The 26,593-nt window shown below is 64.0% G+C and carries 20 protein-coding genes, 3 tRNA genes and 1 other annotated feature; of the genes, 9 read left to right on the top strand and 14 right to left on the bottom strand.

Annotation, left to right across the window (positions count from 1 at the left end; genetic code table 11):
• The first annotated feature begins 60 nt into the window (after positions 1-60).
• Positions 61-1,752, top strand: a complete 1,692-nt coding sequence (locus tag BMH31_RS15390; RefSeq protein WP_143469823.1) for a hypothetical protein — start codon at positions 61-63, stop codon at positions 1,750-1,752.
• Here the strand turns inward: BMH31_RS15390 and BMH31_RS08125 are convergent.
• Positions 1,709-2,743 carry an agmatine deiminase family protein gene (locus tag BMH31_RS08125; RefSeq protein ID WP_099723458.1) on the bottom strand — a complete coding sequence of 345 codons (1,035 nt, stop codon included), beginning with the start codon at positions 2,741-2,743 and terminating at the stop codon, positions 1,709-1,711. The genes BMH31_RS15390 and BMH31_RS08125 overlap by 44 nt on opposite strands.
• Before the next feature lie 191 nt (positions 2,744-2,934).
• A complete protein-coding gene (locus BMH31_RS15490) occupies positions 2,935-3,537 on the bottom strand; it encodes a TetR/AcrR family transcriptional regulator (protein WP_158234908.1) in 603 nt (200 codons plus the stop codon).
• Positions 3,538-3,666: 129 nt separating this feature from the next.
• Between BMH31_RS15490 and BMH31_RS08110 the strand changes: the two genes are divergently transcribed.
• The gene (locus tag BMH31_RS08110; protein WP_099723460.1) at positions 3,667-4,740 is read left to right on the top strand and encodes a GNAT family N-acetyltransferase; all 1,074 of its coding nucleotides are present in this window, start codon (positions 3,667-3,669) and stop codon (positions 4,738-4,740) included.
• Positions 4,741-4,856: 116 nt separating this feature from the next.
• On the opposite strand, the gene BMH31_RS08105 is transcribed toward BMH31_RS08110, so the two are convergent.
• Together BMH31_RS08105 and BMH31_RS08100 are read right to left on the bottom strand one after the other, a co-directional pair.
• Positions 4,857-4,930: transfer RNA gene (locus BMH31_RS08105), tRNA-Met, on the bottom strand.
• Between the two features lie 35 nt (positions 4,931-4,965).
• Positions 4,966-5,037: transfer RNA gene (locus tag BMH31_RS08100), tRNA-Thr, on the bottom strand.
• A 77-nt stretch (positions 5,038-5,114) separates the two neighbouring features.
• On the opposite strand from BMH31_RS08100, the gene BMH31_RS15380 reads away from it, so the two are divergent.
• Together BMH31_RS15380 and BMH31_RS08095 are read left to right on the top strand one after the other, a co-directional pair.
• Complete coding sequence (locus BMH31_RS15380; protein WP_143469821.1) at positions 5,115-5,597, top strand: hypothetical protein; 483 nt, start codon at positions 5,115-5,117, stop codon at positions 5,595-5,597.
• A 117-nt stretch (positions 5,598-5,714) separates the two neighbouring features.
• Positions 5,715-5,802: transfer RNA gene (locus BMH31_RS08095), tRNA-Ser, on the top strand.
• A gap of 212 nt (positions 5,803-6,014) precedes the next feature.
• On the opposite strand, the gene BMH31_RS08090 is transcribed toward BMH31_RS08095, so the two are convergent.
• Both BMH31_RS08090 and BMH31_RS08085 read right to left on the bottom strand, forming a co-directional pair.
• The gene (locus BMH31_RS08090; RefSeq protein ID WP_099723462.1) at positions 6,015-7,724 is read right to left on the bottom strand and encodes a hypothetical protein; all 1,710 of its coding nucleotides are present in this window, start codon (positions 7,722-7,724) and stop codon (positions 6,015-6,017) included.
• Positions 7,721-8,614, bottom strand: coding sequence for a hypothetical protein (locus tag BMH31_RS08085; protein ID WP_099723463.1), 894 nt, complete (start codon positions 8,612-8,614; stop codon positions 7,721-7,723). Before BMH31_RS08085 ends, BMH31_RS08090 begins: the two co-directional genes overlap by 4 nt.
• 501 nt (positions 8,615-9,115) lie before the next feature.
• Here BMH31_RS08085 and BMH31_RS15605 point away from each other — a divergent pair.
• Positions 9,116-9,400 carry a hypothetical protein gene (locus BMH31_RS15605; protein ID WP_143470027.1) on the top strand — a complete coding sequence of 95 codons (285 nt, stop codon included), beginning with the start codon at positions 9,116-9,118 and terminating at the stop codon, positions 9,398-9,400.
• An 18-nt stretch (positions 9,401-9,418) separates the two neighbouring features.
• Here the strand turns inward: BMH31_RS15605 and BMH31_RS08075 are convergent, their stop codons facing one another.
• Genes BMH31_RS08075 through BMH31_RS08065 form a run of 3 tightly spaced genes read right to left on the bottom strand, consistent with a single transcriptional unit; the run spans position 9,419 to position 10,553 of the window.
• Complete coding sequence (locus BMH31_RS08075; protein ID WP_099723465.1) at positions 9,419-9,760, bottom strand: hypothetical protein; 342 nt, start codon at positions 9,758-9,760, stop codon at positions 9,419-9,421.
• Between the two features lie 12 nt (positions 9,761-9,772).
• Positions 9,773-10,099, bottom strand: coding sequence for a hypothetical protein (locus BMH31_RS08070; RefSeq protein ID WP_099723466.1), 327 nt, complete (start codon positions 10,097-10,099; stop codon positions 9,773-9,775).
• Positions 10,100-10,103: 4 nt separating this feature from the next.
• Entirely contained in the window at positions 10,104-10,553 is a 450-nt protein-coding gene (locus BMH31_RS08065) for a hypothetical protein (protein ID WP_143469819.1), read from the bottom strand.
• Positions 10,554-10,761: 208 nt separating this feature from the next.
• Between BMH31_RS08065 and BMH31_RS15375 the strand changes: the two genes are divergently transcribed.
• On the top strand, positions 10,762-11,412 hold the full coding sequence (locus tag BMH31_RS15375) for a hypothetical protein (RefSeq protein WP_143469818.1): 651 nt from the start codon (positions 10,762-10,764) through the stop codon (positions 11,410-11,412).
• A 38-nt stretch (positions 11,413-11,450) separates the two neighbouring features.
• Here BMH31_RS15375 and BMH31_RS08060 read toward each other — a convergent pair whose 3' ends face one another.
• The 4 genes from BMH31_RS08060 to BMH31_RS15360 all read right to left on the bottom strand — a co-directional run bounded on the left by BMH31_RS08060 (position 11,451) and on the right by BMH31_RS15360 (position 18,053).
• Positions 11,451-13,166 carry an RNA-binding domain-containing protein gene (locus BMH31_RS08060; protein ID WP_158234907.1) on the bottom strand — a complete coding sequence of 572 codons (1,716 nt, stop codon included), beginning with the start codon at positions 13,164-13,166 and terminating at the stop codon, positions 11,451-11,453.
• A gap of 711 nt (positions 13,167-13,877) precedes the next feature.
• Positions 13,878-14,438: a DDE-type integrase/transposase/recombinase gene (locus tag BMH31_RS08055; RefSeq protein WP_099723469.1), complete on the bottom strand. Its 561-nt coding sequence runs from the start codon at positions 14,436-14,438 to the stop codon at positions 13,878-13,880.
• Positions 14,439-14,694: 256 nt separating this feature from the next.
• Positions 14,695-14,823: a sequence feature (AL1L pseudoknot), on the bottom strand.
• 852 nt (positions 14,824-15,675) lie between these two features.
• Positions 15,676-16,083: a hypothetical protein gene (locus tag BMH31_RS15365; protein ID WP_143469816.1), complete on the bottom strand. Its 408-nt coding sequence runs from the start codon at positions 16,081-16,083 to the stop codon at positions 15,676-15,678.
• A gap of 206 nt (positions 16,084-16,289) precedes the next feature.
• Positions 16,290-18,053 (bottom strand): Ig-like domain-containing protein, encoded by a 1,764-nt coding sequence (locus tag BMH31_RS15360; RefSeq protein ID WP_143469815.1) that lies wholly within the window; start codon positions 18,051-18,053, stop codon positions 16,290-16,292.
• A 1,877-nt stretch (positions 18,054-19,930) separates the two neighbouring features.
• On the opposite strand from BMH31_RS15360, the gene BMH31_RS08045 reads away from it, so the two are divergent.
• The 3 genes from BMH31_RS08045 (at position 19,931) to BMH31_RS08040 (ending at position 24,463) form a co-directional block, all read left to right on the top strand.
• A complete protein-coding gene (locus tag BMH31_RS08045; protein WP_099723106.1) occupies positions 19,931-20,569 on the top strand; it encodes a DUF4190 domain-containing protein in 639 nt (212 codons plus the stop codon).
• A gap of 96 nt (positions 20,570-20,665) precedes the next feature.
• Complete coding sequence (locus BMH31_RS15355; protein WP_143469814.1) at positions 20,666-21,112, top strand: hypothetical protein; 447 nt, start codon at positions 20,666-20,668, stop codon at positions 21,110-21,112.
• Between the two features lie 795 nt (positions 21,113-21,907).
• Complete coding sequence (locus BMH31_RS08040; RefSeq protein ID WP_099724730.1) at positions 21,908-24,463, top strand: helix-turn-helix transcriptional regulator; 2,556 nt, start codon at positions 21,908-21,910, stop codon at positions 24,461-24,463.
• Positions 24,464-25,030: 567 nt separating this feature from the next.
• Here the strand turns inward: BMH31_RS08040 and BMH31_RS08035 are convergent.
• Positions 25,031-26,572, bottom strand: a complete 1,542-nt coding sequence (locus BMH31_RS08035) for a leucyl aminopeptidase (RefSeq protein ID WP_099724729.1) — start codon at positions 26,570-26,572, stop codon at positions 25,031-25,033.
• Positions 26,573-26,593: the final 21 nt, after the last annotated feature.

The raw sequence follows: 26,593 nt of genomic DNA, 5'->3' as shown, positions 1-26,593 counted from the left end.
TGGGCTCGGTTGCGGGCCGCCGCGTGGGGGACGGCCACGGACCCGACCCGGAGGATTCCCGTGGCACTTTCCCGTTTCCGTTCCGCCGCCGCGGCTCTGCTCGCCGGAGCGCTGATCCTCGGGATCCCGATGCTCCCCGCGCAGGCCGCCGTCGCCGATCCGACACCCGCCGATCCCGCACCCGCGGCACCCGCGGCATCGCCCATTTCCGAGGTCGCGCTGCAGCCCTACCTTCCCGGCGAGCAGACCTGGCCGTCGAGCTTCGCCCCCTCGTTCGCGCTGATGATCAGGATCGAGACCGAGTACGCGCAACCCGGCGCACGGTTCTCGCTCGCGCTGCCCGAACACCTCATCGCCGTCGCGGATCCCGGAACCGTGACGGACGAGGCGGGCGAGACGATCGCCGACTACCGCGTCGACGCCGACGGCCGCACCGTCCGCTTCGCGTTCGCGCCGGGAGTCGCCGCGAAGAAGGACTTCCGGGCCCGCATCGCACTCTTCGCCAACCTCGACGACGTCGGGGCCGCCGGGGGTTCGTTCACCGGTGAGGCGCGCAGCGGCTCCTCCGTCTTCCCGCTATCGCTGAGCTACGGCGCGATGTCGTGGACCATGGGGAACATCTCCTCCACCTGGGTGCCCGGCCCGAACGGCGAGGGCGCACGACTCCGGGTCCGCGGCGCCGTGGCCGGTCACGCGGCCGACGCGGCCGAGGGCGGCCAGTGGATCGGGGCGCGCGGGGCCGATTCCTGGCCCGGACTGCTGCGCCCGGTCCCGGGGACGACGCGGCTCTTCGCCTTCGACGAACTGCCGAGCACCTCGGGCGCGCTCGGTGATCCTGCGGCGGCCGTGCCGGCCTCGGCGTACTCCGTCGCGGCCGAGGGCCAGGCGCCCGGCACCGTCACGATGGGCGTCACGGTGCCGTCCCCGCGCGACGGCTTCTATGTGATCGAGCAGCTGTTCTCGCTCGATTCCCCGGGCCCCTCCATCTTCGAGATCCCCGGCGAGACGCTCCCCAAGGGGGCGCGCTCGATCTACGCGACGGGCTCGCAGGTCGACACGAGTTCCGTGCTCGCGCACGCGCAGAGCGGGGGCGCTTCGAACGGAAGCTCGAGCCTGGCGTACTTCGTCGCCTCGGGCGCCGACGGGTCCGCCGCGGCGGCGAAGCCGTCCCTCGGCGCGGTCCGCACCGTCGAGACCGACTCCTCGCCGTCGCGCGCGGTCGCCCGAGTCGACCTCGCCATCACCAACTCGGGGAACACTCCCCTGCACGCGACCGCGGTCGAGCGGGTCACCGCCGACCGTGCCGCGGTCTCGATCGACGCGGCGACCGCCGATCGTGGAACGGTGCGCGTGGTGGGCGGGGCCGTCGAATGGTCGGGCGACCTGCAACCCGGGCAGCGGGCCCGCATCGCCTATACCGTCACCGCGAAGCACGCCGGCGGTTCGGCCGGAGAGATCAGGATCAGCGGTACGACCGAGGGCGAGACCCCGTCGGGGCAGGAAGCCGACGCCGAGGTCGCGGACGACACCGTGCCGGTGCCGCCCGCGCCAACGGACGGCACCGGCACGGATCCGACCCGGACGCCGCCGGCCACCGGCACCAGGGTCGACCCGACCGAGCTCGCCGCCACCGGCTCGGAGCCGCTGAGCGCCGCCCCCTGGGTGATCGCTCTGCTGTTCGCCGGGGCGGCCTGCGGGACGCTCGGGTTCAGCCGCGCGGCGAGAGGATCCCGGCCGGGATCTGCTGGGTGATGCAGTGCGGTCCGCCGCCGCCGTACCCGATGGTGCGGCCGGGAACGCCCACGATCTCCCGATCGGGATAGATGCGCTGCAGTACCGCGAGCATGCCTGCATCGTGCTCGTCCTCGCCGATGGGGACGATCACGGCGCCGTTCGCGAGGTAGTGGTTGGCGTAGGCCACCTGCCCCTCGGCGGGGACGTCGACCTCGAGCACCTCGATCCGGCGCCCGCGCGCGTCCGGCCCGGCGGCGAGCGCCTCGAGGTTGGCGCGCGATCGCTCGTACTCGGTGGATGCCGGATCGCTCGGCACCTCGAGCAGGATCCGGCCGGGACCGACGAGCTGGGCGACGCCGTCGATGTGCCCGTCGGTGCCGGCGGGGCCCGTGTCGAGCGCGTGCCCGTAGGGCAGCCAGACGACGCGTTCGGCACCGAGGCCCGCGCGCAGTTCCTGCTCGATCTGCTCCCGGTCCAGCTCGGGGTTGCGGTTCGGGTTCAGCAGGCACTGCTCGGTGACGTAGACCGTGCCCTCGCCGTCGACGAAGAATGCACCGCCCTCGAGCACGAATGAGGTGCGGAAGTGCGGCAGGCCGAAGTGGTCGGCGAGGCGCACCGCGAGCTGCGCGTCCTCCGCGTGCGGCCAGCGCTCGCCCCAGGCGTTGAAGCGGAAGTCCATCACGGCGAACTCGCCGGTCTCGTCGTTGCGGAGGAAGATCGGGCCGCTGTCGCGGGCCCACGAGTCGTCGACGGGCACTTCGATGGGTTCGACCCCGGGGCCGCAGGCGGCGCGCACCTCGTCGGCGAGCCCGGGCGGGCACACCATGAACACGGGTTCGAAGCGGGCGACGGCGTTCGCGACCGCCGCGTAGTCGCGCTTCGCGGCGGCGAGCTGCGATCCCCACAGCTGCTTTCGGAACGGCCACACCATGATGCAGCCGTCGTGCGGTTCCCACTCGGCGGGCATGGCGAATCCGGCCGCGGCCGGGGTGCTCTGGATCTCGGTCATCATCACTCCAAAATTTGGTTCTCAACAAAGTTTTGCTGAAAACCAAATATTGCGCAAGCCCCGCTCGCACGGCGAGCACCGGATATCGGGCTGGGGCCGGACGATCCCCGCGGGGAGGATCCGGTAGAAGCCGGATATCCGGTGGAAGAAGACCGCCCGGAACCGTCGGGAACGGCCGTGAGCCGCAGGAATCAGGCGTCACGCAGGCCGAGCAGCGCGGCGACCGCCGCGTCGGCGATGGCCCGAATGCGCTCGGGCCCGTACCCGGGCGCCTCCAGCACGAGCTGGATCGAGAGGCCGTCGAGCATGCTCGCGATCGCGGCGGCGGTCGCGTCGGGGTCCTCGGCGCGGAAACCGCCCGCGGCGATGCCCTCGTCGATCACCTGACGCAGCAGCGCACGCCACTCGCCGTCGAGCGCGTGGTGCGACTCGGTGATCTCGGGGTGCAGCGCGGCGCCGGCCCAGACCTGGAACCAGAGCAGCCAGCCCGGATCCCGCACCCGGTCCGCGAGGGACAGGTCGATCAGCGTGCGCAAACGGTCCTCGGGGCGCTCCAGGCGCTCGAGCGCCGCGCGGGCGTCCTCGATGAGCCGGCCCTCGCTCATCTCGATCGCGCGCCGCAGCAGCTCCGACTTCGAGGGGAAGTAGTAGCTCAGATGGCCGGCGGTCATGCCCGCGCGCTTCGCGATGTCCGACAGGCGGACCTCCGAGAAGCCGAGTTCGGCGAAGGACTCGATGGCCGCTTCGAGCAGCGCGCGCTCGCGGCTCTCCCGATTCGTCTCCCGTGCTCCCACGGCTCCACAATACCGATCCGCGCCCTGCGCCCCCAGCGACCCCACAGGCCGATCTATCAAACTGGGTCCGATCGTAGCGCTTGAGATACTTTGCGCCGCCGGCGCACCCGACTCCCGAAGGAGGAGCGCATGCACTCGCCCGAGCCCGCCGCTGCCCGTACGCCGCTCGCCGCGCGCGCGAATGCCCCCGCCGCGCTTCCGGTGCTCCCGGCTTTCGCCGGCCTGACGCCGCTCGCCTGGCGGCGCGCACGCCGCACCGACATCCGGCGCATCCACGCACTCGTGGCCGAGGCCGGCCGGATCGACCACCCGCGCACCCGATTCGCGAAGGACCAGATCGCCTTCGGCCTCTCGGGAGCGCACTTCAGCCGTCGGACCGACTCGATGATCGCGCTCGGTCCCGACGGCACGGCCATCGCCTTCGGATCCGCAAAGCGCACCGAGGATCCGACGACCGAGGTCGAAGTCGCGCTCGAAGGCACGGTGCGCCCCGACCACCGCGGGCTCGGCATCGGCCGCGCGCTGCTCTCCTGGCAGGAGGCCCGCGCACGCCAGATCCTCGCCGAGACCGGCGGGGACCTGCCCGCCATCATCACCGTCGCCAGCCGCGAGGCGAATCCGCAGAACCAGGCGCTGTATTCCTCAGCGGGCTTCGCACCGGTGCGCTGGTGGCTCGAGCTCTGGCGCCCGCTGTCCACCGATCTCCCGACCGTTGCCCCTCCCACGGGCATCGCACTCGTCCCCTTCACCGGCCGCCGCTCGGAAGCGACCCGGACAGCGGTGAACGACGCGTTCCGCGACCACTGGGGCACGCAACCGATCACGCGCCGGGAATGGGAGGCCGGCGGGAGGGCCTCGGGGTTCGCGCCGAAGCTCTCCCGCCTCGCGATCCTCGGAAGCGGCACGCTCGCCGACCCGAACCGGGTCGTTGGCTTCGCGCTCAGCGAGGTCGATCGCGGCGCGTGGACGGCGAACGGCGGCCCGTTCGGCGAGCTCGGCATGATCGGCGTGGTGCGCGACTGGCGCGGCCGTGGGCTCTCCACAGCGCTGATCGCGGACACGCTGCGGGCGTACCGCGGCGCCGGGCTCGAACGGGCCATGCTCAACGTCGACGCCGAGAATCCGAGCGGAGCGCTCGGCATGTACGAGCGTCTCGGATTCCGCGCCGAGGATCGCGCGGTCACCTTCGCGAAGCGGGTGTAGTGCGGGTGTTTGCGCTACGGCGGGCGCGGCAACGCAGCGCCCAGGTGCCGCGACGCGGCGCGGCGCAAAAACGAGAAAACCCCCGGTCGGACCGGGGGTTTTCTCGTGACTCTCTGTAGCTGAGGCGGGGCTCGATCCCGCGACCTCACGATTATGAGTCGTGCGCTCTAACCAGCTGAGCTACTCAGCCAAACTGGCCCGCACGAATGCGGGCCAGAGAGTCAGAGCCCCGAGCCAGGATTGAACTGGCGACCCCTTCCTTACCATGGAAGTGCTCTACCACTGAGCTATCGGGGCGCGGCCACCTTGCGATGACAACCGTTAGAGAATAGCACTGTTGGCGACGCGATGCGAAATCTGCTTGACTCGGGCGTGTGCGCACCACCCTGATCACTGTTTTTTCCCTGGTCCTGGGCCTGTGGATCACCCTCGCCCGCGTGTCGTTCGGACTCGTCGGACCCGTCGCAGCCTGGCTCGGCCCGACGCTCGGGCTCGCCTTCGTCTGGCTCTGGATCTGGACCGCCCGGCGCATGACGCAGACCGTCGCCCGCGGCTACCGGATCCGCCCGCGCACCCGGGTCGCCCTGGTGCTCTCCGCCGTGTGCGCGATCGCCTTCGGCCTCACGGCTCCCGAGTACGCGGACGGCGCGTTCCGCACGCTCTTCGGCGAGCTCGGCGGCGCGGGCGCGAACGAGATGTCGATCGCGCTCTGCAACCCGTTCGGCATCATCGCGATCGCGTGCGCCGTCGCCGCCGTCGCGTTCGCGGCGGCCGACGGGCGGGACCCCCGCCCCGAGGAGGACGAGGATCTGATCGACGAGTCCGGCATGGTGCGGCACCCGCTCGCGGATCGCTGAGGCAGCGCGGCGCCGGGCACCCCGAGGCCCGGATCATCGGACCCGCGGGTGACCCGTGTCAGCAAGTCGACCGAGAACCGGCTAGTATGGAAAAGCTGGCTGCTCGCAGTCGGCGCTGGAGGATTCGCCTAGCGGCCTATGGCGCACGCCTGGAACGCGTGTTGGGTTCACGCCCTCGGGGGTTCAAATCCCCCATCCTCCGCCACCGGGGTATTTGCAGAATTTCTCGGAAATGTTTGCAAAATACCTGCTGAGGCCCTCGATTCCGTTCGGAGTCGAGGGCCTCAGGTGTTTCCTCGCCCGATCCGGCGCTGCCCGCGTCTCCCCGCCTGTGAGCTGAGGTGTTCGTGACACGCCGAATGACCCCTCCGGTCAGGGGCCTCTTCGAGCGATATTCGGTTCGGGAGCGCCTAGCCGCTATGTCCGCGGCGGGCCGGCCTCTGCCTTCGTTCGTCCGCGGCGGCTCGTGGCCTTGCGCGCCGCGTCTTTGCCTCGTCGGCTGCACGGCTTCACCGCGTCGGGTTTCGGCTTCTTCGGCTCGTAGATGTCTTTGATGCCGCGCCGGATGCGGTCGAGGTTGGTCGCGATGACTGCCGCGATGGCGCACAGGTAGTTGTATGCGAAGCCGCGCCCGGTCCGGGCCCGGGTGTCTTTGAGGTCGGGCCCGCCGAGGCGTTTCAGCTCGTTGTTGCTCGACTCGACCTGGTTTCGCTGCCCGTACGCCCGAATCCAGTCATCCGAAAGATAGGGGAACCGCTGGAGGAACTTGATCTCAGGCAGGTCCGCTGGGATGCGAATCTTCCCTGTCGGCTTTTCCGCGTCGGACAGTTCGTTCGTTCCGGGGTCGAACGCATGGTAGCCGTCCGGGTCGGGGTAGACGTATCGTTGCTTACCGTCGGCTTCGATCACGCCCCACCTTTTCAGCCGGTATGGCTCACGCAGCTTAAGGATCCGACTGACGTCTTTTTTCGAGTACTTCGGCTGGGTCGCTTCCGTCTCGCCCTTGGGGACGCCGTTCTCGCCCCAGTTCACGATCTCGCGGAGCTCTTTCGGCATGAGGTTCACGTACGGGCTGCCTTCGAGGAAGATGATCTTGCCGTCGGCGAGGCTGCCGTTGATGCCGAGTTGCTTCTTGGTGAAGTCGAACACGCCTTCGTAGCCGAGTTTGCGGAGGGGTTCTTGGAAGTTCTCGACTTTCAGGCTGCTGTAGGCGCGGTCGACGGCCACGAGTCCTCGTTTCTCGCTGAACTCGGCCATGCGGGTGAGGAGCTCTCTCGGTTGCACGGTGATCTCGCCGGGGAGGTGCATGCGCATCGCGGGGATGAGCTTGAACATGTAGCCGCCGTTTTTCGCGTCGATGAGGACGGGGGTTTCGATCTCGTATCCCGGGGTGGAGGTTTTGAGGTGTTTCCCGTTGTGGTCTCCGTCGCGGGTGTGCCAGCCGCACTGGTAGTCGACGTTTGTCAGCCACTTGTAGTCGGGCCAGTTCTTCTCGTTCGGGTTCGGGCCACCCCCGACGGGGACACAGGTCGCGTCGATTGCCCAGTCGCCGTTGTGGCCTTCGAGGTATCGCTTCGGCAAGATCCTCGCGGAGGCAGCAACGAGGAGGTCCGAGAGACGGTGCGCGCGTGCTTCGTAGACGGGGTCGTAGCCGAGTCTCGCCCGTTCGAACTCTTCACGGCTCATCACGTGGTTCAGGGGTGCTCCGCGCCATGGGTCGATCGCATCACGAAGACGCTTGCTGGCACGCCAGAGCCGCGTGTACCAAGTCTGCTTGGTCGCACCATCGACGCGGATCCCGAGCCGCTCGAGCTGTTCGGGCGTGAAGCGGTACTGCAGGGTCTTGGAGAGTTCGGTGAAGCTGTATGCCTCGCCCCAGATGGCGTTCATCGCGAACACGCACAGGACAGCTTTCGCGGTCACGAAGGGTTTCCGGCCGGCGCCGCTCTTGCGCTTCCCTGCTTCCCAGGCCTCGATTTCTTCGAGCGCGCCGCTGTTTTCGATGAGCCGTGCGATCGTGTTGAAGTAGGCGTTCACCATGGGGCCCTTGATCGCGGCAGCCCGGTCGAGCTCGTCCTCGGTGCCACCGAGGACCTCGGTCAGGGCTGCGTCCGTCTGTGCGTTCATCGGGACACCACCCCGCGAAGGGCCGCCAGATATTCGTCCGGTGGGACGGGGGTCGCGAAGTCGAGGATGACTCCGAGGTTTTCGAGTTTCCGCACGCCTGCGGCTTGGAACACTTCACGCATCGGTGCGCGGGCGTTCATGAGCGCGATCAGCCAGGTGTTACGGAGCCGGTCGCCACGCGGCGCGTTCCCGACCGTGCCCATGGTGAATGTGGACAGGATGCGACTCTTGTTCTTGGTGCGGAGCTCTCCCCACAGCGGCTTCCCGGCCGGCGGCTTCTGACCCAGGAGGGCGAGCATCCACGCATCCCACTCGGCCAAGAGGGGCACTGCGCGGGGGTTCCTGCCGCGCACGTCGACCAGGATGCCGGCACTTGAAACGTGTACGTCTTCCGGGCGGACGAGTGCGACTTCACTGGACGTGAGACCGGCGCCGGCGCACAGGATGAGCATCAGCATGCCGCGCCGCACTTTGAGCGGCGTGGTCTGCCCGGTCGCCCAGTCCCGGAACACGAGCATCTCCGCCCGCGAGTACGGGAACGCGGTGTTCTCCTTCGGGATGCGCGTGAACTCCATCCCGGAGGAGTCCACCGCGACAGCTTCCGCGATACGCGACAGCGACGTCCGATAGTTGCGCCGTGTCACAACCGTCAGGTGCGGGGCGCCTTCCTGCACCCATTCGTCGATCACGTCGCGCCGCCACACGATGCTGGCTTTCAACGGGTAGCCGCGTTCGAACACGACCCAGGCGACATAGATCGCGGCAGTGGAGGTGTACAGGCGCGCCGTACGCTGCGACTGGGGCAGTGTCAGAGCGACCGAGTCGGTGACGAACGCACGAATGTGCGCCCACCGCTCCGGATCCACCTGCTTGGGTTTCGTGTCCCGCATATGCCTGATCACCTCCTCCGGGAGGGCGTGATAGCCGGCCCGCCGCAGTGCATCTGCGACAGGTTCCGATGGCCGAGTGAACGTCCCGAGTGCCCCGGCGAGCACGTCTCGGGTTTCGGGGCCGAAGGCAGCCGTGCGGGCGGGCGTGCGCCTGCGGGGTGCCTGGCTTTCAGGGGTGCTGGTGAAGTGTTGTTTTCTCATCTCGGGTCAGGGATGGGCGGTGCACTCCCCCGAAACGCCGTGCTTTCTCCACCTATGTACCTAGTTCACGACGTAAAGTCCGTCCTAATGGCTGCAAAATCGACTGAGGTTCTCCCGGGGAAGGGATTCACGTTCGTTCCCCGGGATCTGTTCGAGTCCCCGAGACGGTTCGGGAAGACCCGAGAAGACCTCCGTCCCGCCAAGGGCGTCAGCATTCTGGATCCCCGGTTCAAAGCCGCCCAGCTGCAGCACCGTCTCTCCAAAGAGATCCGTGAGCATCTGTCGTCCAGGAGTAAGACGGTGGCATGGCTGGCGTCGTCGAAGGCAGGGCATCCGGGGCTGAGCACGGATCGGATGCATCGGATGCTGCGCGGCGAAACGATGCTGCAGGTCGCGGACCTCCTCCTGTTCACGCAGATCGCGAAAGATGGCGTTCAGGCGGTGCAGGACGCGATCGGAGTCGACCCCAGACCCGTAAAAGCGCTCGAGGACTCCCACATGATCTTGAGCTGGGCGATGAGGGGATGCACCTGCAACGCCGCGGCGAAAGCCATGCAGGACTTGAAACGGTTCCAGGACCGGTAACACCATGACCCGCCACCCTCACGATTCCCCGGACTCATCCGGAGAGGGCGGCGGCTTCGGCTCGTTCCCGAACGGGTCGACCCTCACGGCCGTGTACGTCGACGGACCGACTTTCGCTACCGCCGGCATCGGGCTGACCCGAAGGAACGTCATCGGCATCAGCGCCCGCAAAGCGTCCTCCGGAGACTCGAGCGCCTGCGCCACTTCGCCGGCGTCCAAGCGCGCCCGCGTGCGGCCCTTGAACCGGTGCTCGATCACCGCCATATACAAGAGGCCCTCGTTCGGGACGAGGACCTGGAACGTCATCGTGCACTCGAACACCGACATGTTCCGGTACGGCCTCCACTTCTCGCGGCTCATGACTGGCCCTCCCTACTCTCGGTCCCAACGGAGATCTACGGTGCTGCGGGCCTCTACAGCGGCGGTGCCGTCGGAGCTGAGCTCCGTGACGGTGACGATGGTGCGTCCGATACGGGTCGTGCCGCCCATCGGCCCGAACTCGTGCCGACGCATGAGGATGTGCATCATCGCGGTTGCAGGGTCCGGTGTGATCAGGCGACAGGCTTCCTCTCGGAACACCTCGTCCCCGGAACCGTGGGTGACGAGGTCGACAACGTCGCGAGACAAAGCCTCCTCGTCCTTGAGACGCACCCGGAAGATGAGCGTGCACTCGTACTGCGGCAGATCCCGAATAGACATGGCATCACCTCCTCGATCCTGGCCGGCCAGCACGGATCTCGTGCAGCACGAGATTCTTCCGAAACGGGTACCCGAGCAGGTGCCGGATCCCGATCGATGCCGCCTCGAGAGCGGTGAAGACCTCGTCTGCGCGGCAGGACTTCGCCCACCACCAGCAACCGGGCGGCATCAGGTGGCGGGAGGCGTCGGGCCGGTACGCGTGCGCGACGCGGCAAGCGCGACCCTGTACGCCGAGCTCAATCGTGCAGGCGTCTGCGGCGCCGAGCACCTGAAACCAGGCTTCTCCGGCTGTGCCGATCGTTGTCCACGGCCAGGCTTCCCCGTTGAGCGCCTGCACGAGCATCCGCGCCTGCGGAAGACCGCCCACGACCGGAAGCCGCATGTTCTCGAGGTGGTTGGCAGCCCACCACCAATCCCGCGCGACCTCGAGGAAGAGAAGCTCGGACTGGGCCATCCGCATGCTGCGCGGTTCTTCGGCGGGCTGGACTCGTCCCGGATTCGGGGCGGACGACTGTGTGATGTTCATGGTGGGACCGTAGGAGTTGTGCCATGGCCGGTCCAGCACTTGCCGCCCACACCCGACGCACCGAACCCCGTGCTCTCCCGCCCACGGTTTCTACACTTTCCGCCCACACCGCATCGACGAGAAACGGAAATTCCCGATGAGCGCGAACCTTCTCACCCTTGAAGAATGGCAGTCTGCGCACCCCGAACGGTGGGCACAGATCGAGGGACGGGTCACCAGAAACGAGCTCCGCACACTCAAATTCATCGACGCCCAAATCCACCTCACCCGCGAAGTCGAAGATGGACGGAAACCGCCAGATACGCCGGAGGTGCGCTGGCTCAGATCCTGCGTCGCGATCTACCTGTATGTCTGCGCACACGGCCTGTTCCCTCGAGACGAACACAGTGTGACGTGGGTGAAGAACCAACGCAGGGGCGCGCTCTGCAGTTACCAGGTGGCGGCGCTGGAACAGATACCGGGATGGGCTTGGACGCCGCGTCGGTCCAGCTGGGACGAACGCGTGACAGAACTCAATCTGTTCCGCACCAACTACGAGCGAGAACCACGAATTCGTTCCAAGTGGGAACACGAACGCGCCCTTGCATACTGGCTGAAGCGCCAACGGATCGCCGATTCCGAAGGCCGGCTCACCCCCAACCAGAGCGCCCTTCTGGAAGGCGAACCCGGCCAGCCAACCGGCGAGATCAGTTTGGCCGTCCCCGTATTCTCGAGCACCTACGATGCTTGGTTCCGGGAGTTCTGGGACACCGTCGCACCCGCATCGATGCTGCTGCCCTCACTCTGAGCGCTGCGGTTCGCGCTCGGCCAGCACCCGATGGCGCTCTACGCGGAGGGGAGGCGGTATCGGGTGTTGCGGACCCCCTGCCCGCCTTCACGTTCGATGTACCCGGCCTTGACGGCACGATTCAACGCGTACCTCGTCTGCCCCTCACTCAGACCCGTCGCGTCTACCAATTCGCGCAGACTCAGTCGCACGCCTCCGTCAAGGGCCTCCTGTATGGGGTCGAAGTTCAATATCTCCACCGCCTCGTGTTCGAGTTCACGTAGTCGCTCCCCTGAGAGGAGCGAATCCACGTACGGGTCGACGATGACACCGGGAAGCGCATGCTTCTCGTCAATCACGTACTCGGTTTGCGCACGCTCACCGCGTCGTTCTGCAAGCCCCAAGGTGACGAGCCCTTGGAGGGCGAATCTGGCTTCCACCGAATCGATCGGCGCGAATCGCTTCCGCACGAGACTGTTTGACCACACATCTCCGTGGCGCATGGAGGCCGCGACTTGTCGTTGGATCTCACTCAGACGATGCGCGGGATCGACAACGTCAAGCCAGGACAAGTCTTCCTGCTCCAGCAACGCATGCCTCGGCAATAGGACCGTGAAGTTGACGCCGCGGTCGATGAACTTCGGAGGTCGCATGTTCGCTTGCCGTAGCGCCCTCTGGGCGTCCCGAATGCCTCCGCCTTCTCCCTCAATAATCCGGGCGCCATCAGTTCTCCGGACGAGTTTGCAGATGTCATAGAGAAACTCGTTCACCGCAGACTTCCCCTGCGGATGTCCCAGCTGGCCCGTGCTGACGCCGAAGAGCCCGCCGGGGCTTGCGATGATGAGCGTGTCATCTTTGAGTCGAAGCTCGACCCGTTTGCCTTGTGCATGCTGGCTAAGGTCGCGGTGCACCAGAGCATTGGCGATGAGCTCACGGACCGCGATCATGGGAAGTTCGTCCTCGTCGAATGCGCTTCCAGATGCTTCGAACCGGATCCGGGTTTTCGTATTCCGTCGCACCCAGTCCATGGCTTGGTCCAGCATCTCCGGGATTGGACCGGTGATATCCGTCAACGCGGATAGACCTCGTTCGCCGGCGAGATTGTGTTGCACAGCAGCGGTGATTGCGAGCGACGGCAGGAACTGCTGCGGGTAGACGCCCATCGCGTACAAGCCAGCGACCGTCGCATGCTGGCCGCTTGCGTCCAGTACCGCTTTCCGCGTGAGAATCGTGTTCGCGTCAACCCCTTGGAACTGCGGCTTCGCCTGCCTGGCCTGCTGCACGAATGCTTCGACCAAAGCAGGGTCCAGATCAGTCAGAGAGCTCCCTGCGACCGGGTCCGCATCGTGACGCGGCTTGGTCCGCATCGCGTAGACCTGCTGAATCTCCTGTTCGCTCATCACATAATCGCCATCGGCCAGACGCAAATAGGGCTGACCCTTGTAGCGCGCGGGCCGATCGTGCAACGGCAGCGGAGCGACCGAAACCACGATGATTTGAACGCCTTCGAACGTCTCCTCTTCGAAGGACACCTGCACCTGAGGTTTGATCGCGTTCCGGGCCTGAGAGGCGACCGCTTTGATTATCTGGGCTGGGTCTTCCACCCCGACTGCGCGGAACCCCGCCGCTTCATCAAGCCCGAGGAGAATCGTTCCCCCACCAGGCATGTTCGCGAATGCGGCCAGCGTCTCGCCCAGTTCGGGAGTGCCGCCCGCCGCACGTTTCGCCTCCACTTCCGTGTGGTCCGAACCTCGCTGGCGGAGGTCGTGAACCATGGCGGAGAGCGTACTCGATTGCCCAGACATGCACCCAGACTAGCAAGACTTGAACCAGAGTTGCATCTAAACTGCAAAGGCGGCACCCGTTCTGTTTTCATGTCTTGCAAGTGTGCAGGTCTGGAGCGCTGCAAACTTACGCGAACGCAAGTTGGGACTGCTGCACGTGTAGGTGACAGGTTGTAGTCATACCGCCAGGACGACGGTCGTATTCATGATGGTCTCGGACTCGACGGGCGCCAAACGCCCCAGCCGACGCTACCGTCGTTGCCGACGCTGCCGTCGGCGGCCTGGTAGGTCCGTTCAACCCAAGTGACGATCGCTATCCGCAGCTGTTCCCGTGGGGCCCAGGAGGGTCGATCGAGGACGTTCTTCTAGAGCAGGGCGACGAACGGTCCCATGGCCGCATCGTCTCCGCTGGAACCGACTCTTTCCACACTCCCAACCATGCGATGACAGGTCAACGCACGCCGAAATTTCCGGCTTCAAAACTGAGATTCTCGGTCTGAGTGGACCACGCAGCCGGCGACGTCGCCGCGCATCAAGGCGGCGTCCTCGAGCGCTTGGACCGCCAGCCGGGACTTTATCCGCGAGTTGTTCAAGTACCCGACGATGCGGCTGCTGAACACGTCCTTAACAGCACAGCAGTAGAGCCGTCCTTCGCTTGTCTTGTGCTCTGAATCGCTCCAGGATGTCCGGACACTCTTTCCCTCACCCGGTCGGGACGAGACGGCTTCGTGTGGCATCGTGGGCTTGTTCGACCTCGATCGGGGTCAGGTCGTCGATGGATGCATGGGTGCGTTCGTGATTCAACCAGTGCACCCAGTGCAGGGTCTCCATCTCGACGCGATCGACGCCGCGCCAGGACCCTTCGGGGCGAACCAGTTCGGTCTTGTAGATCCCGATCTGCGACTCGGCCATCGCATTGTCGTAGACGTCGCCGACGGAGCCGACCGATACGACGCCGGTGCCGATGAGGCGCTGGGTGAACGCCAACGACGTGTACTGGCTACCGGCATCGTTGTGCTGGATCAGTCCGGACAAACTGGTGACGCCGTCCTGCGACCGGGCCCAAATCGCGCACTCAAGGGTGTCGAGGACGAGATCGGTGGTCATCCGTGTCGCGGCCCGCCAGCCCACGATCCGGCGGGAGAACACATCGAAGATGAACGCGACGTAGACCATCCCGGACCATGTCGCGACATAGGTGAAGTCCGCGACCCAGGGCCGTCGCGGTAAAATCCCGATCCACCAAGTCGGGCGAGCGGGCATCGTCTGGGTTCGGGATCGTGGTAAGCACCCGGTTGCCCCGCAGCGCCCGCCCCCCCCTATCCGCTCTGTGTCATCAGCCGCTCGACCGTGCAGCGCGCCTCATCGTGGCCGCGGCGGCGCAGATGCAACCACGCCTTCCGGGCGCCGAGGCGGGCGACGAACCGCTGGGCGCGTGGCTGGAGGATCACCTCCACGATCCCCGCATCCTGCAGCTGCCCTCTCGACGGTAGCTGCTTCGGGCTTCGCAGCATGTTGACGGGGCTATCGGGATGCCGTTCTCAGTAAGCACCCGGAAGATCGGCTCGACCCCGAGCTCCTCACGATGCTCCTCTACGAACTGGTTCAGAACCTGGATGGGCGGTCGAGCTCTGCCGCGAAGAAAGCCGACGCCGCCTTCAGGACCCCGTTCGCCCGCCGCAGCTCCGCAATCTCCCGCTTGGGTTCACGGACCTCCGCGATCTCTGCGGTCGCCTGCCCCGACCGAGCACCTCCATGGATCTCCGCCTGCCTGGTGCAACTTGCCGGGGACTACGCCTGGAGAAATCCGGCCTGGAAAGTCTGCGGCCTTCGAGGGCAGTCTTCACCCGTTGGTGGCTCGGCAGGGGATGTCGAGGAGGCAGAGACCGGCGTAATAGTTTCGGGCGAACTTGAATCTACCCGGGGCATTCGCTCCGCACACCATCCCGTTTCGGGATTTCGAATGCGCCTTAAGGCGTTTCGGAACCAGATGGTCGCTTGTTTTCCGGTGGCCACAGCGACCAGAGCAGAAGACCGAATGCGCCACCTGCAATCAAGAGCGCGGCAACGAACACTAGGCAGGCAAGCGGGGACGCCTGACCCGAGAACAAGGCAGAAAGATTCTCGAGGAGATACTTCGTAGCATCGCCCCGCCTATGTGCGTAAGACGGGAAGGATGATGTGACTCCGCCGCGGAGGACCATGAAAGAGACGCCGATCAGAAACGCAGACGCCCAAAGGGAAAACCGACACAACCCTGGAAGCCATTTTGGACCTCGCTGGGCCTGCTTCATCAGGAAGACGCCACGCTCGCACTGCTTCTCCGCCATCGTCACTGACACTACTGTTTGGCGCGCCTGGACACCCCATCGGCTTTGCTGCTTCGAACGCAAACTGTCTCCTTTTTCACCGAGCCAGTAATGTGAATAGTGCTCGAACTCTCAACAGCTTCGACCTCGAATTCTCTCAAGAACGCAAAGCCCGTCTCCGACAGTTCAGCCTATTTGCCAGGCTCCGCATCGTCGCTACCGCTGACGACAAAAGCCAGGCCTCGCTGGTCGTTTTTGGCAGGATGCGCAGTAAATGTAAGCGAGCTCCCGCTCAGCTCTGGGCGAGCAGTGACGTCGGCTTCGAACGTGAGATGCAAGTCGCCTCCGCTGAGGCTTGCCATGTGGCCAAAAACGATGCCCGAGGAGTCAGTAATTTCCGCACTAGTATGCGGGCTAAGCTGCGAGGGTTGCTCGACGAAGAGTTCAAACTTCTGATCCATTTGGTTGCCGACAGTGATATCTTGGATCGTTCCGCGGGGCGCGCCGCTCTGAGCGGCGCCGCTAACCGGTGCCGCAGTCGCGGGCGACACCGCAAATGCCATAGAAGCGAGGGCAGTGACTGCCGCGACACTGGCCATCAGAAGTGTTGACTTGCCCATTTTCTAACTACTCCGTTCAGGTGAGCACCCCAGAAGGTCGGCAGGCAGCCTGTCGAGCAAAACTCGTTCCTTGGGTGAAGATTTCGTCGGAGAACCGCTCCCGATTTGTTCATGGCGGGGCGGTCCAGGACTGCCCCCCCCCGGGGGGGGCGGTGTTGACCAGACGCCGCCCCCGGGCCACAGCGCTACACCGACTGTTTCTTGCGTGCGTCCAACCGCGCGGCCCCCAAGAGCGTCAAGCCGAGCAGCAGAGCTCCCACAGCAACCGGGATCCACGTCAAGGCGTCAGTCCCACCCGTGACGGCCAGGTCCCCGCCGTTGCTGCCGGGTGGAGACGGCGAGGGAGAACTCTTGGTCGGGGGAGTTGTTTTGATCGGAAGGTTCTCGACAGCACCGAGATCAATCACCAGGCGGTCATGACTGATCTCCGCTGCAAGGACATCTTCACTGAGCTGGAACCCATCCGGAGCCCGAGTTTCTTTGAGGGTGTAATCGCCTTGGGGGAGCTCTGAAACCCGCAGGTAGCCAGCCCGGGGATCTGTATCGTTCAGGGCGTTATCGAAAACCTTGGTTTCATCACCGTTCGGCCCGGTGAGGAGCCATTCGGATCCGGAGAGTAGAGTCCCACCTGGATCTACTTTGGTCCAGGCAAGTTGACCCTTCGCAGGTGGACGATTTACCACGACTTCGGCGCAGAGTGCCCCCAGTTCACTCGGGTCTGGAGCGCCCGTGACGCACTCGGACCCAGTGACGCCAAAACGGTTCAGAACGCTAGTTCCCGGTTCGACACGCTGCACCTCGTCAAATTCGACCCGGGCCGTTGCTTTTTCACCTGGTGCGAGCGCAGGCAATGTCCATTCATTCCCCGAGACGGTCCCCATCGTCGGTTCGGAGATGGTCAACTGGTCAGGATCCAATTCACGCGCAGCGTTATACAGGGCGTCGGTATAGGTTTTAGAGGGCACAACCTTGTCGGTTGTAGGGTTCGAGACGGTCAAGAGGAAGCTACCGTCTTTGCCTCTTGTTTTCGTAACCACGGGATCCGTGTAGGCGACACCGCCACCGCCGCCATCCGAGACAGGGCGTGCCGGCTGGTTAGTGCTTCGAGTGACGCCATCGCTCGTGGTCTCCACCGCAGTGAAGGTGAATGGCCGGTCACCGAGAACCTCCCAGCCTGTGGTTCCGTCCTCGACGGTTCGGAACTGAGTTCGGAAGCTCTCTCCCACAGCGGCTGGCATCCACTCGATGATTACCTCGCGGTCAGAGCAGCTCACGATACGGTACTCACCCGGTCCAGGAGTGCCGGTCGTCCGAGAACTCAAGGGAGAGTCTGTCATCAGGCGCCCCTGCCATATCCCGTATCCCACGCCGTAGGGACTAATCTGGTTCTCGAAAACACTACAATCCATCTTAGTGCCGGGCCGGTCGATTCCCAGCGTGATCGTGTGCAGCTCATTGGCAGTCTTTGCCTGAGGCCCGTTGTAAGTAACGAGAGTCCGAGCAACATTCTGACTACCGCTCCATGAGGACCGCAGACCAGGGGTATTGAAAGGCGCTTGTGTGGTGACGACGAAAGAGGCGGAAGCACCACCATCACACCCCGCGAAACTCGGCGAGTATTCTACTCCCGGCTGCAGCACTTTTCCAGGCGCATAGTCGCTTGAGTACCCGTAAGACTGCGTGTAAGTAGCCGCAACATCGGTGTGTGTTTCGACGTAGTTCGTAAACGTAAAAGTGATCTTTTGAGTACTGGATGCCACTGCCGTCGCAATGACATTCTGGTTCGCATCCTTCAGATTCACGGGAGTACCGCGGAACGTTCCAATTCCAGACGCGACTACACTAAACTGATCGCCACTTTTGGCATCACTGTTTACCTTGATCACAAAAGAGGCATTGCCCGCTATGCCAGACTGCACATTGTTGGTAAATGTCCAGTTTGGATTCACCCAGGCCTCCGTGACCGTGCCATTGCGGTCCACGCGAGGCGGCCCACTGAGGGTTACAGAGGTTGTCGTGGCGGCGCACGATGATCCCGCAGCTTGCGCGGAGGTGGCCCCCAGAACCCCACCGGCCGCCACCGCGACCGCGAATGCCGCCATGGCGAACCCAAGTCCGCGTAAGCGAAATCTCCAGGTAGTTGAGCTCATTTGATTACCCCCCCCAATTCTTCCCAGGAAAACTTGCGCCTGAACGCGTTCACACCTGTCGACCACAAAGGGCTCGGCAATTGCGGTAGCCTATATAGGCTCAAAGAAGTATTGTCGCGATTCTGCATGGTTCCCCTATCAGTCAATTTTCTTTCTTCTCGACTCGAGTTCGGCTCGCTTCCGGACGTGGGAGGCGCGCTGGGCGCTGAGGCGTCGGTTCTGGCCTGTCACACAGAGGGACTAAGTAGGACTTGATGCGCTGTTCGACGCCACCGAGTGACGACTCGCAAATGTCGTCGGGGATCGCATCATACGTCGCGCGAAGCCCACATGGTAGCCCTTCGCAGGGCATCAGAGCCCGCAGGTACCGCGAACACTAGTCCGCAGTAGTTCACCAAACGACAACTCATAAGCGCCGCCAGTGCGCACTCCCTTACGCGTTGCCTGGTAGCTCTAGGGTTGAACTCCGGGTGACGACGTCCAGACGATTAGGTACCTACCTAGAGCACGCAGCACCTGCCCCCGTCGCGCGGCGGCGGAACATATTTTGATTGGGCAGCGAATGCAGCTGCCCCCCCCCCCCCGACGGCTGCTGCAATACTGGGGCACCAGACCAGCCTCGAAAGCAGCCGTGGCGTTGCGAACGGCTGCTCCAGGTTGGGACCGCCGCCGGCCTCTTCTGGGTCAGCACCGCGGGCGGCCGAAAGTGTGACAGGTTGCGATTTCCATACCCTCGACCACAGCGCTATGCGGACTACTTCTTACGCGCGGTCAGCCGTGTGGCTCTCAAGGGCGTCAGGCCAGGCAACAGAACTCCCCGGCGATCGGGATCCACGGCACCGCGTCCGCTCCTCCTGTGGCCGCTAGATTGCCACCATTGTTGTTGCCAGTAGGCGCGGTGAGGGGCTTTGTGTTCGGAGGTTCCGTGGGCGGGCCTGTTGTCTTGAGCGGCTTGTTCTCAACTGTGCCGAGATCGAAGGTCAGGCTAATCGCGCATGGCACAAGTTCATAATTGCAGGTTGGCGAGGTTCCAGCGCCACATCCCGGTGATCCAAGTACCGTTTTGCGGCGACTATGCGTGCTACAGATCCCGACCTACGTGGGCACGCAAGTCTGACCACGTCCCACGGCAACCATGTGTCGCCTCTCACGGCAGCAGAGGCGCCCATTGCGCTAAGTCAACTGCTGCTCAGAAACGACTGAGCAGTCAGCCGAACAACAACCCGACGCACAGCGCCAACTCCTCCGAGTCAGCTAATCGGCCCAAGCCTTCACAGAACCAACGCCTCCAATCCGGCCGAGGTACCTACCACTTGAGCGTTGGCTTCCACCCCGCTTCCCGAAGCCGCTCATCCCTTGAAGCCGAAGGGCTACGGCCACATTGGCCGACCGTACCTGCTTAGCTTCGCCCACCCTCGACACCGAGAACGACGGGAAGGCCGCCCGGAGTCACGCAATCATTGCCAGCCCCGGATACTCAGCGACCGACCAAGGACAGAATCTAAGGCGGCATGCCCGGCACTACGTTGCGTCAGGCCGGTAGTCCCGCCTCAGCGTCCGCGGGCATGCGCCTAGGTCAACGAATCGGACGGCAACGTCACGCGTTCAATCAGATCGTCCGTACCGCGTACCCAACGGCCACCACGTCCTTAGCCATCAGATAAAGGGGAGAATCTATGGACATCACACCAAACGCCTCAGAAGAAGCACCTCCCATTTCGGTGGAGACTCCGTCAGCCGCACCAGTTGACTCTCCTGCCTCGATAAACATCCTCGCCGTGATTTCATTCATCGGATCCTTCCTTCTTAGCCCGCTTGGCCCTGTTCTCGGCTTCATCGCGTTGAGCCAGGTCAAACGGGACCGCAGTCGAGGTCGAGGATTAGCCATCGCCGGGATCATTGTCGGTTTCACCAACATGCTGCTCAGCGTGGTGGCCGCAGTGCTCATTGCTCTGGCTGCTCCGGCAGCTCTTCCCAATCTTCCCGAATCGTCGGCGACAGCAAACACTCCACCGACGACGAGCCTCGAAACACCTTCGACTTCAACTTCGCCGGCTGTGTGTCAAGCACTGGCGAAGGTCAAGGTTGCCGATCGCGAGTACGGAGTCGATCCGTCTGCCGAGAATCAGACGAAACTGCGGAACGCGTTCCTTGGGATCGCCATGATCACTCCGGACAAGGAGCATCGTGCCCTCTACAAGGAGGTCACAACCCTCCTCTCAGCCCCGGAGCTTGACGGCGAAAAGATCGATGCGATCGAAGACGACGTCGTAGCCGCGCTCGAAGCGGAAGATGCCGGCTGCACGGGACGCTAGACACTTCCCGGCACGAAGCTCCGATTGTCGCCGCATGATCACGTTCGCCCTCCACGATCAAGATATTCACTTAGTTAATTCGAAATGATTGGAATCATGAAATCCCACACTCTAAAAAAGCTGCCCGTGATCACGATGGTAGCGCTCGCTCTTGCCTGTGGAGGTGCCATACCTGCGCAAGCTGATACGTCCTATGGCATGACGGGGTACCTTGGCATTACGAACCCGAACCGGGCAGCCTTTGCCGAGTACTACGGAACCAATGCGAATGCGGGTGCGGGCATGTCGCTCATCAGAGCTAGTGACTTGCGCACCGACGGCAACAGTGCACTGACTGTTCTACAGAAGAAGCAGAACGGGAAGTGGATCGAAATAGCCCGGGTCATCGCCAGCAATGGAGTCAACACGTCCATGAAGCGTGGTGTCGTCAGGCCCGCAAGGGGCACCAACCTTCGCCTCACCAGTTGCCTGATCAACATGTCAGCACCGGCGGCGAAGCGCGTCGGCTACAACTGCAGTTCCACCACCTTCTACGCCGCCTAACCCCCCCCCCCCCGATAGCGAAAGAGGAGAAAGAGCAGAGCGTCACCCTGACTCGGCGAGGCATCCATGCCTCCAGTCGGGGTGACGCTCTTCGCTTTGAACCGCGCCTGATAGCAGAACCCTCGATTTCATTGATGTCGCACCTGGTCGGTCTACGCATGATCGGCAGGCGGGCGGACTCCTGCGTGAGTGCGTTTCGAGGGCCTACTCCTTCCGTAATCAAGGCCAGGGTGGAAACCCGCTGGCTGCCGTCAGAGACCAGACCTGGCCGGTCCGGACCCCACCCGAGCCGCGATGCAGCTCCAGCTCCACCGCTGCTCCGAACCCATGCCTCTCCCCTGCGAACGAGCTCTTCTGTGCAGATCCGGTGCCCCGTGGCGGGGCAAGGCTCTTTCGTTAGAGACAGCGCCTATCTGGCATGCCTCGCCGTTGCGAGTCAACGGCACTCCAGGCGGGTGATGACCAATTCCGGCCAGCTAGCCCGGTCGTCGCTCTCCCTGCTCACTGCGGTTGGTCCGAGCCACTTCAGCCTCACTGCCGCACGGAGAAGAAGCTTCACCTTCATGCGTACATGAGTGCATGCTTACACGAGACAGCAGCGTCACCCTTCTCCGTGCCTGCAAGCACTGAGTTCGGCAGTCCGATCACCTAACGCGTACTGATGAAGCCGCACTACCAACGTTGACGGTTTCGAAGCGCAAGAAGATCGAGCAAAGCCTTCGTAGATGCGCGGAGGCGTCGTAGTCTTGGGGAAGCAGCGTTACTGCTCTCCAAGGATGTAGGGGGGTACCTGGTATGGCCGTCACACGCGAGCATGAGCTTTCTCTCGCTGCGGGATTGATTGAAGCCGGAGTAAATCTTGAGGTGTTTGGGACACCTGGAAGCGGGCGAAGCACATTCTTGTCGGCGCTGGGAAGCCAGCTCACGCAGGCCGGGTTTTCTCCGTTCATCGTTCGAGGCGTGCGGGCGTTTGAGAACCGCCCGCTGGCTGCGTTGCAGAGCTTTGGGCTCGTAAGGACGGACAATCGGTCGCGAGACCTGATCGGATCCGCCGCACAAGAAATTCGACAACGGCTCGGACAAGAGTTTGCAGTGCTCCTGGTGGATGACTGGGACAGCCTCGATAGCGCCTCGTGGGGGGTGCTCGACGGCGTGCGGAGAGAGCTTCATGTACCCGTGGTGGTAGCCCGCGGCTTGCATTCGGAGACAGATGAGTCACACGCACTTCTTCCAGGGTCAGCGCAAGTTATCGAGATGCTCCCTCTCGGTTTCGAGGAGCTCGAAGCCGTTGTCAGCGAGCGACTCGGCGGCGCCATCTCAGTCGCGACCATGAGTAGAATCCTTGAGGCTTCTGGCGGGATCGTGGGGCTCGCGGTTCAACTTGTCGAGGCTGCAAGGCGGAACGGGCATATCCGTTTTGACGGTGGGCTGTGGTCCGACCCACGAGACTTGTGGACTTCGGGGATGCGGGGACCGGTTCGTCGGTTCCTCGGAGGCCTCCAGAGAAATGAAGTCGAGACACTCGAGACGCTCGCAATCGTTGGCGTCATCGACTTGGACGCCGCGCGAGGACTGATCGAGTGGGAGGTCCTCGAGCGTTTGGAGGAGCGCGGACTGATTCAGATCGTGCAATCGGAGTCTCGCGGTCTAGTAACGGTGACTCCACCGCTCGTGGTCGACTACTTTCGTCACGAGGCACTCTTCGCGAGACGGATTCGGATCCGCGAATCCATAGCTTCAAGACTCGGGGAGAGCGATCAGTTCGAAGTTCGCTTGGACACGGAAGAGCTCTTCGGGCGAAAAATCGGTGAATCTGACGCTCTCTTCGTGCGACTACTTCGGGAACGCGCTAGGGCAAGCAATCTCGTGAGCCGAGCTGAGTGGGTACGACGCCCATGCCCAGCCACCGCCGTGACCTATCTCAACACTCTTATGCAAACCCCTGACTCGGGGAAAGAAGTCGCCGAAGTCTTCGAATGCACCGATCCAGCGGAAGGAGACCCACTCAGTCGCGCACGATACGCAGCAATGAGGGCACGCTGGTATGCGTACGTTGATGCTGGCGATCTCGATCGTGCCCTACTTGAGCTCCGGAATCACGGCGAGGACCTGGGCGTCTTCAAACGCATTCTGGATACAACAGAAGTTACCCTTCTTTCGAATTTTCGTCAAGTTCCCCGCGACTTCTCAATGCGACTCGAAGTGGACGATTCTTATCCAACTCCGGTGAAGATAGCCGAGCTTGAGGGTCAACTATTTGTCCTGATTGGCCTAGGCCGCTTTGAAGACGCGTTACGCACCTACGAATGGCTCACCGAGATACCTGAAGCGCCATCTTCGCAGAACCAAGCACTGTACTCCTTGGCGCTGCTGGGGGCCGGGCGTGGCGAAGAAGCACTCGCCCTCTGCGTCAGAGGCGTTGAGGAAGCCCGCGGGATGCTGGACATCGAGGGGGTGCGGTCATTCGGTGCCGTCGCGATCTTGTGCTACCTAATCGCTGGAGACCTTGAGCAGGCGCGCCGTCTCCTCGAGACCATTTTCGCGACGGGAGAACCCTCGCCGTTTGCCACATGGATACATCTCACCTTTCTAACCGCCGCCGCAGTTGTCGGTGTGCGCTCGGGTGATATTGGACTGGGAGAGCGGTTCGTTCGCAAGGTCTCCGAGGTTCAGAGGCCTGACGGTTTGCTCCCGACTCACGCGAAAGCTTGGGCTCAGGCCCAGCTCGCGGTCTTCGACGGGCAAAGCGAGGTGGCAGAGGAGATGCTATGCACCAGCGCGAGCGCTCTTTGGGAGCGAGGCGCGAGGTTCTCTGCCGCTACTCTCTGGCTCAATGCCGCGGACCTAGAGGGCGCCAAGACTCCCCTTGATCAGCTCCTCCAAAGCGCCGAGGAGATCGGTGGCGGACTCTTCGACCTGTGGTGTCGGTTCCTCCGCTGCAAGGAGCAAAAGGATGTCGCAGGAATGCTCCAGCTGGCGCCGCTTTTGCGTGCGGGAGGGCAGCATGGACGTGCGCTCGATGCCTTGAAGCTCTCGGCGTCCTGGGCCCGAGATGCGGACGACGCCTCCAAGGCCGACGACATCGATGTTCAGATTCAGGAGTATCTCAAAGAGTTCGGGGGGCGCGCCATCGATTCCAAGTCGTTCCGCGTGTCTGGCGTTCTGTTGACACGGAGAGAACGCGAAGTGGCCCAGTTGGCTAGCACTGGCCTCTCGAATCCTGAGATCGCTGCTCGACTCGTACTGAGTCCCCGCACTGTCGAAAGTCACATGCACCGGATCCTGAGGAAAATGAACCTCACGAGCCGGCGCGACCTGGATCGATTGGTACGAGGCGGGTCAGCTTCCTAGGGGGCAAAGCCTTCTGACGCGAGTAGGCCGGTAATGCTCTCGGCAGCGCAGACCCTGTGCGACTGTTGGCGATACCGCGCGGTCCGGCTGGGCTCTCGCGGCGACCGAAGCAATTGGGAATTCGGTACGCAAGTCCCTCGAAAGAAACACTCAAATCTACCGAACCTACCCAACGGGGCGTCGCACACGTCTCCTGCTCTGGAATTCTTAATTCCAGAGCAGGACCGATGAAGTGTCTTGTTGCCAAACAGGACCTCACTCCCCTGGGTCCTGGTACTCACACCCCGGCAACATGTTCACGTCCAGCTCGAGCGGTGAAGTTCTCCATCACGACACCGCGAAAACCGTGAGAGATGTTCCCTTGTGCACTCTTGCAAAGCGGGGCTGGCTTTTCGTCCCCGGAAAAGCCAGCCCCGCCACTTCAATGCCCCCCCCACGACAAGCCACGGTGAACCGCTGGTGTCCATAAGGGCCGGCTTCGTCCTGCTTGCAACTGCAGTTGCAGTTGCAGTTGCTCCAGCGTGGTTGCGTGATCCGCTTCTGCGGGCATCGCGAAGACCACGAAGCTCAACGGTCCGTTGTACTTCGCGCTACTGATTCGGCTTTCTCCACGGTGAAAGTGCGGGCGGTCTCGAGCAGGATCCTCGCGCCGAACCCGGTCGCGCCAGCCGAGCGCCAGGAGTCGTCCTTTTCGGTCTGCATGGTGCCGGCGATGTCGAGATGCGCCCAGGGGGTGTTCCCTACGAAGTGGGCCAGGAACAGCGCGGCCGTGGTCGCACCCGCGAACGGACCGCCCAAGTTCGCGATGTCGGCGATCGTGGAATCGAGCTGCGGACGGTACTTCTTCTCGAGAGGCAGCTGCCAGACGGGCTCGTCTACCACCGTGGCGGCTGTGCGGACGAGGTCGATCGTGCCCTGATCGTTGCCGAGCACGGGTGCTGTCGCAGGGCCCAAGGCGACCAGGGCGGCTCCCGTAAGCGTCGCGATGTCGATAATTGCATCGACCGCGGCCTCGTTCGCGAGAACGAGTGCGTCCATCATGACGAGGCGTCCCTCGGCATCGGTGTTCTTCACCTCGACCGTGGTTCCTCCGCGCGCGGTGAGTACGTCACCAAGCTTGTACGCCGTCCCGGAAGGCATGTTGTCGGTGCACATGAGCCAGCCGATGACCCGGGCATCCACTCCAGCATCACGCAGTCCCGCGAAAGCCCCCAGCACCGCAGCAGCCCCGCCCATGTCCATCTTCATGAGTAAATGCATTGGGTCGCTCGGTTTGAGACTGATACCGCCGGAGTCGTACATGATGCCTTTGCCGACGAGGCCCAGATGCCGCTTCGCTCCGTCGGGCGCGTACTCCAAGCGAATCATCCTTGGCTCCTCCGTAGAACCCTGGTTGACTCCGAGCAGCCCTCCGCAGCCCAGCTCGATGAGCGCCTGCTTGTCGAACAGCTCGACCGCGAACCCGAAGCGTTCGCCCAGGGCGACCGCGATGTCTCCCAGGTCTGTAGCGGTCAGATGTCCGGGTGGGGTATTCGCGAGATCCCGTGCGACGATCGCAGCACGGGCCGAGACGGTGGCCTCCGCGATCGCTTGCTCCGCCGTCCCCGCTCCTGGCACCTCGAGCGACAGCGCTTCGAGCGGGACGTGTTTCGACGTCGCAGTGAGCTCGGTATAGCGATAGCGCCCCAGCAGCGCCCCTTCCGCGAGAGCCCGCACCGCATCCGAGGCGCTGACCGCACCCGTAGCATCAAGGCGCAGCGCCAGTTCGGCGCAGCTCGACACGGCCCGCGCGAATACCGCCGCCGCATCGCGCAGCACGGCGACGGTGAGCTGCTCGCTCGGCCCGAGACCCACGGCGACGAGTTGGGGGCCTGCTGCCTGAGGCAGCACCAGCACAGATCCGGCCTTCGCTTCGAAGCCGGCGTCGGCGAGCGCGGCACGGTCGAAGCCGAGCTCGGGCGGCACCTCGCCGTCGCTCGTGACGCCCACGCCGAGCGCCCGCACGTCGGCTGAGGGCGGGCCCGCGGTGACCACGACCGCATCCAGCGCCTCGAGCCCGGGCACGGTGCGGAAGCCTGTCGGGATGAGTTTGTTTGGGCTGCGCGTCATGGTTTCTGCTCCTTCGTCCGA

Origin of the sequence: Leucobacter sp. OLIS6 (assembly GCF_002752355.1) — a bacterium.
In the GTDB taxonomy this organism is placed as follows: domain Bacteria; phylum Actinomycetota; class Actinomycetes; order Actinomycetales; family Microbacteriaceae; genus Leucobacter.
This window is presented reverse-complemented; position numbering and strand designations above follow the sequence as displayed.

What these genes read in the sequence shown, in the direction of transcription:
- BMH31_RS15355 (WP_143469814.1), top strand. Translation starts at nt 20,666, where the DNA reads ATGAAATCCCACACTCTAAAAAAGCTGCCCGTGATCACGATGGTAGCG.
- BMH31_RS08040 (WP_099724730.1), top strand. Translation starts at nt 21,908, where the DNA reads ATGGCCGTCACACGCGAGCATGAGCTTTCTCTCGCTGCGGGATTGATT.
- BMH31_RS15365 (WP_143469816.1), bottom strand. Translation starts at nt 16,083, where the DNA reads ATGGCCAGTGTCGCGGCAGTCACTGCCCTCGCTTCTATGGCATTTGCG.
- BMH31_RS08085 (WP_099723463.1), bottom strand. Translation starts at nt 8,614, where the DNA reads ATGCGGGACACGAAACCCAAGCAGGTGGATCCGGAGCGGTGGGCGCAC.
- BMH31_RS08035 (WP_099724729.1), bottom strand. Translation starts at nt 26,572, where the DNA reads ATGACGCGCAGCCCAAACAAACTCATCCCGACAGGCTTCCGCACCGTG.
- BMH31_RS08045 (WP_099723106.1), top strand. Translation starts at nt 19,931, where the DNA reads ATGGACATCACACCAAACGCCTCAGAAGAAGCACCTCCCATTTCGGTG.
- BMH31_RS08060 (WP_158234907.1), bottom strand. Translation starts at nt 13,166, where the DNA reads ATGGTTCACGACCTCCGCCAGCGAGGTTCGGACCACACGGAAGTGGAG.
- BMH31_RS15375 (WP_143469818.1), top strand. Translation starts at nt 10,762, where the DNA reads ATGAGCGCGAACCTTCTCACCCTTGAAGAATGGCAGTCTGCGCACCCC.
- BMH31_RS08075 (WP_099723465.1), bottom strand. Translation starts at nt 9,760, where the DNA reads ATGAGCCGCGAGAAGTGGAGGCCGTACCGGAACATGTCGGTGTTCGAG.
- BMH31_RS08070 (WP_099723466.1), bottom strand. Translation starts at nt 10,099, where the DNA reads ATGTCTATTCGGGATCTGCCGCAGTACGAGTGCACGCTCATCTTCCGG.
- BMH31_RS08090 (WP_099723462.1), bottom strand. Translation starts at nt 7,724, where the DNA reads ATGAACGCACAGACGGACGCAGCCCTGACCGAGGTCCTCGGTGGCACC.
- BMH31_RS08110 (WP_099723460.1), top strand. Translation starts at nt 3,667, where the DNA reads ATGCACTCGCCCGAGCCCGCCGCTGCCCGTACGCCGCTCGCCGCGCGC.
- BMH31_RS08055 (WP_099723469.1), bottom strand. Translation starts at nt 14,438, where the DNA reads ATGCCCGCTCGCCCGACTTGGTGGATCGGGATTTTACCGCGACGGCCC.
- BMH31_RS08125 (WP_099723458.1), bottom strand. Translation starts at nt 2,743, where the DNA reads ATGACCGAGATCCAGAGCACCCCGGCCGCGGCCGGATTCGCCATGCCC.
- BMH31_RS08065 (WP_143469819.1), bottom strand. Translation starts at nt 10,553, where the DNA reads ATGGCCCAGTCCGAGCTTCTCTTCCTCGAGGTCGCGCGGGATTGGTGG.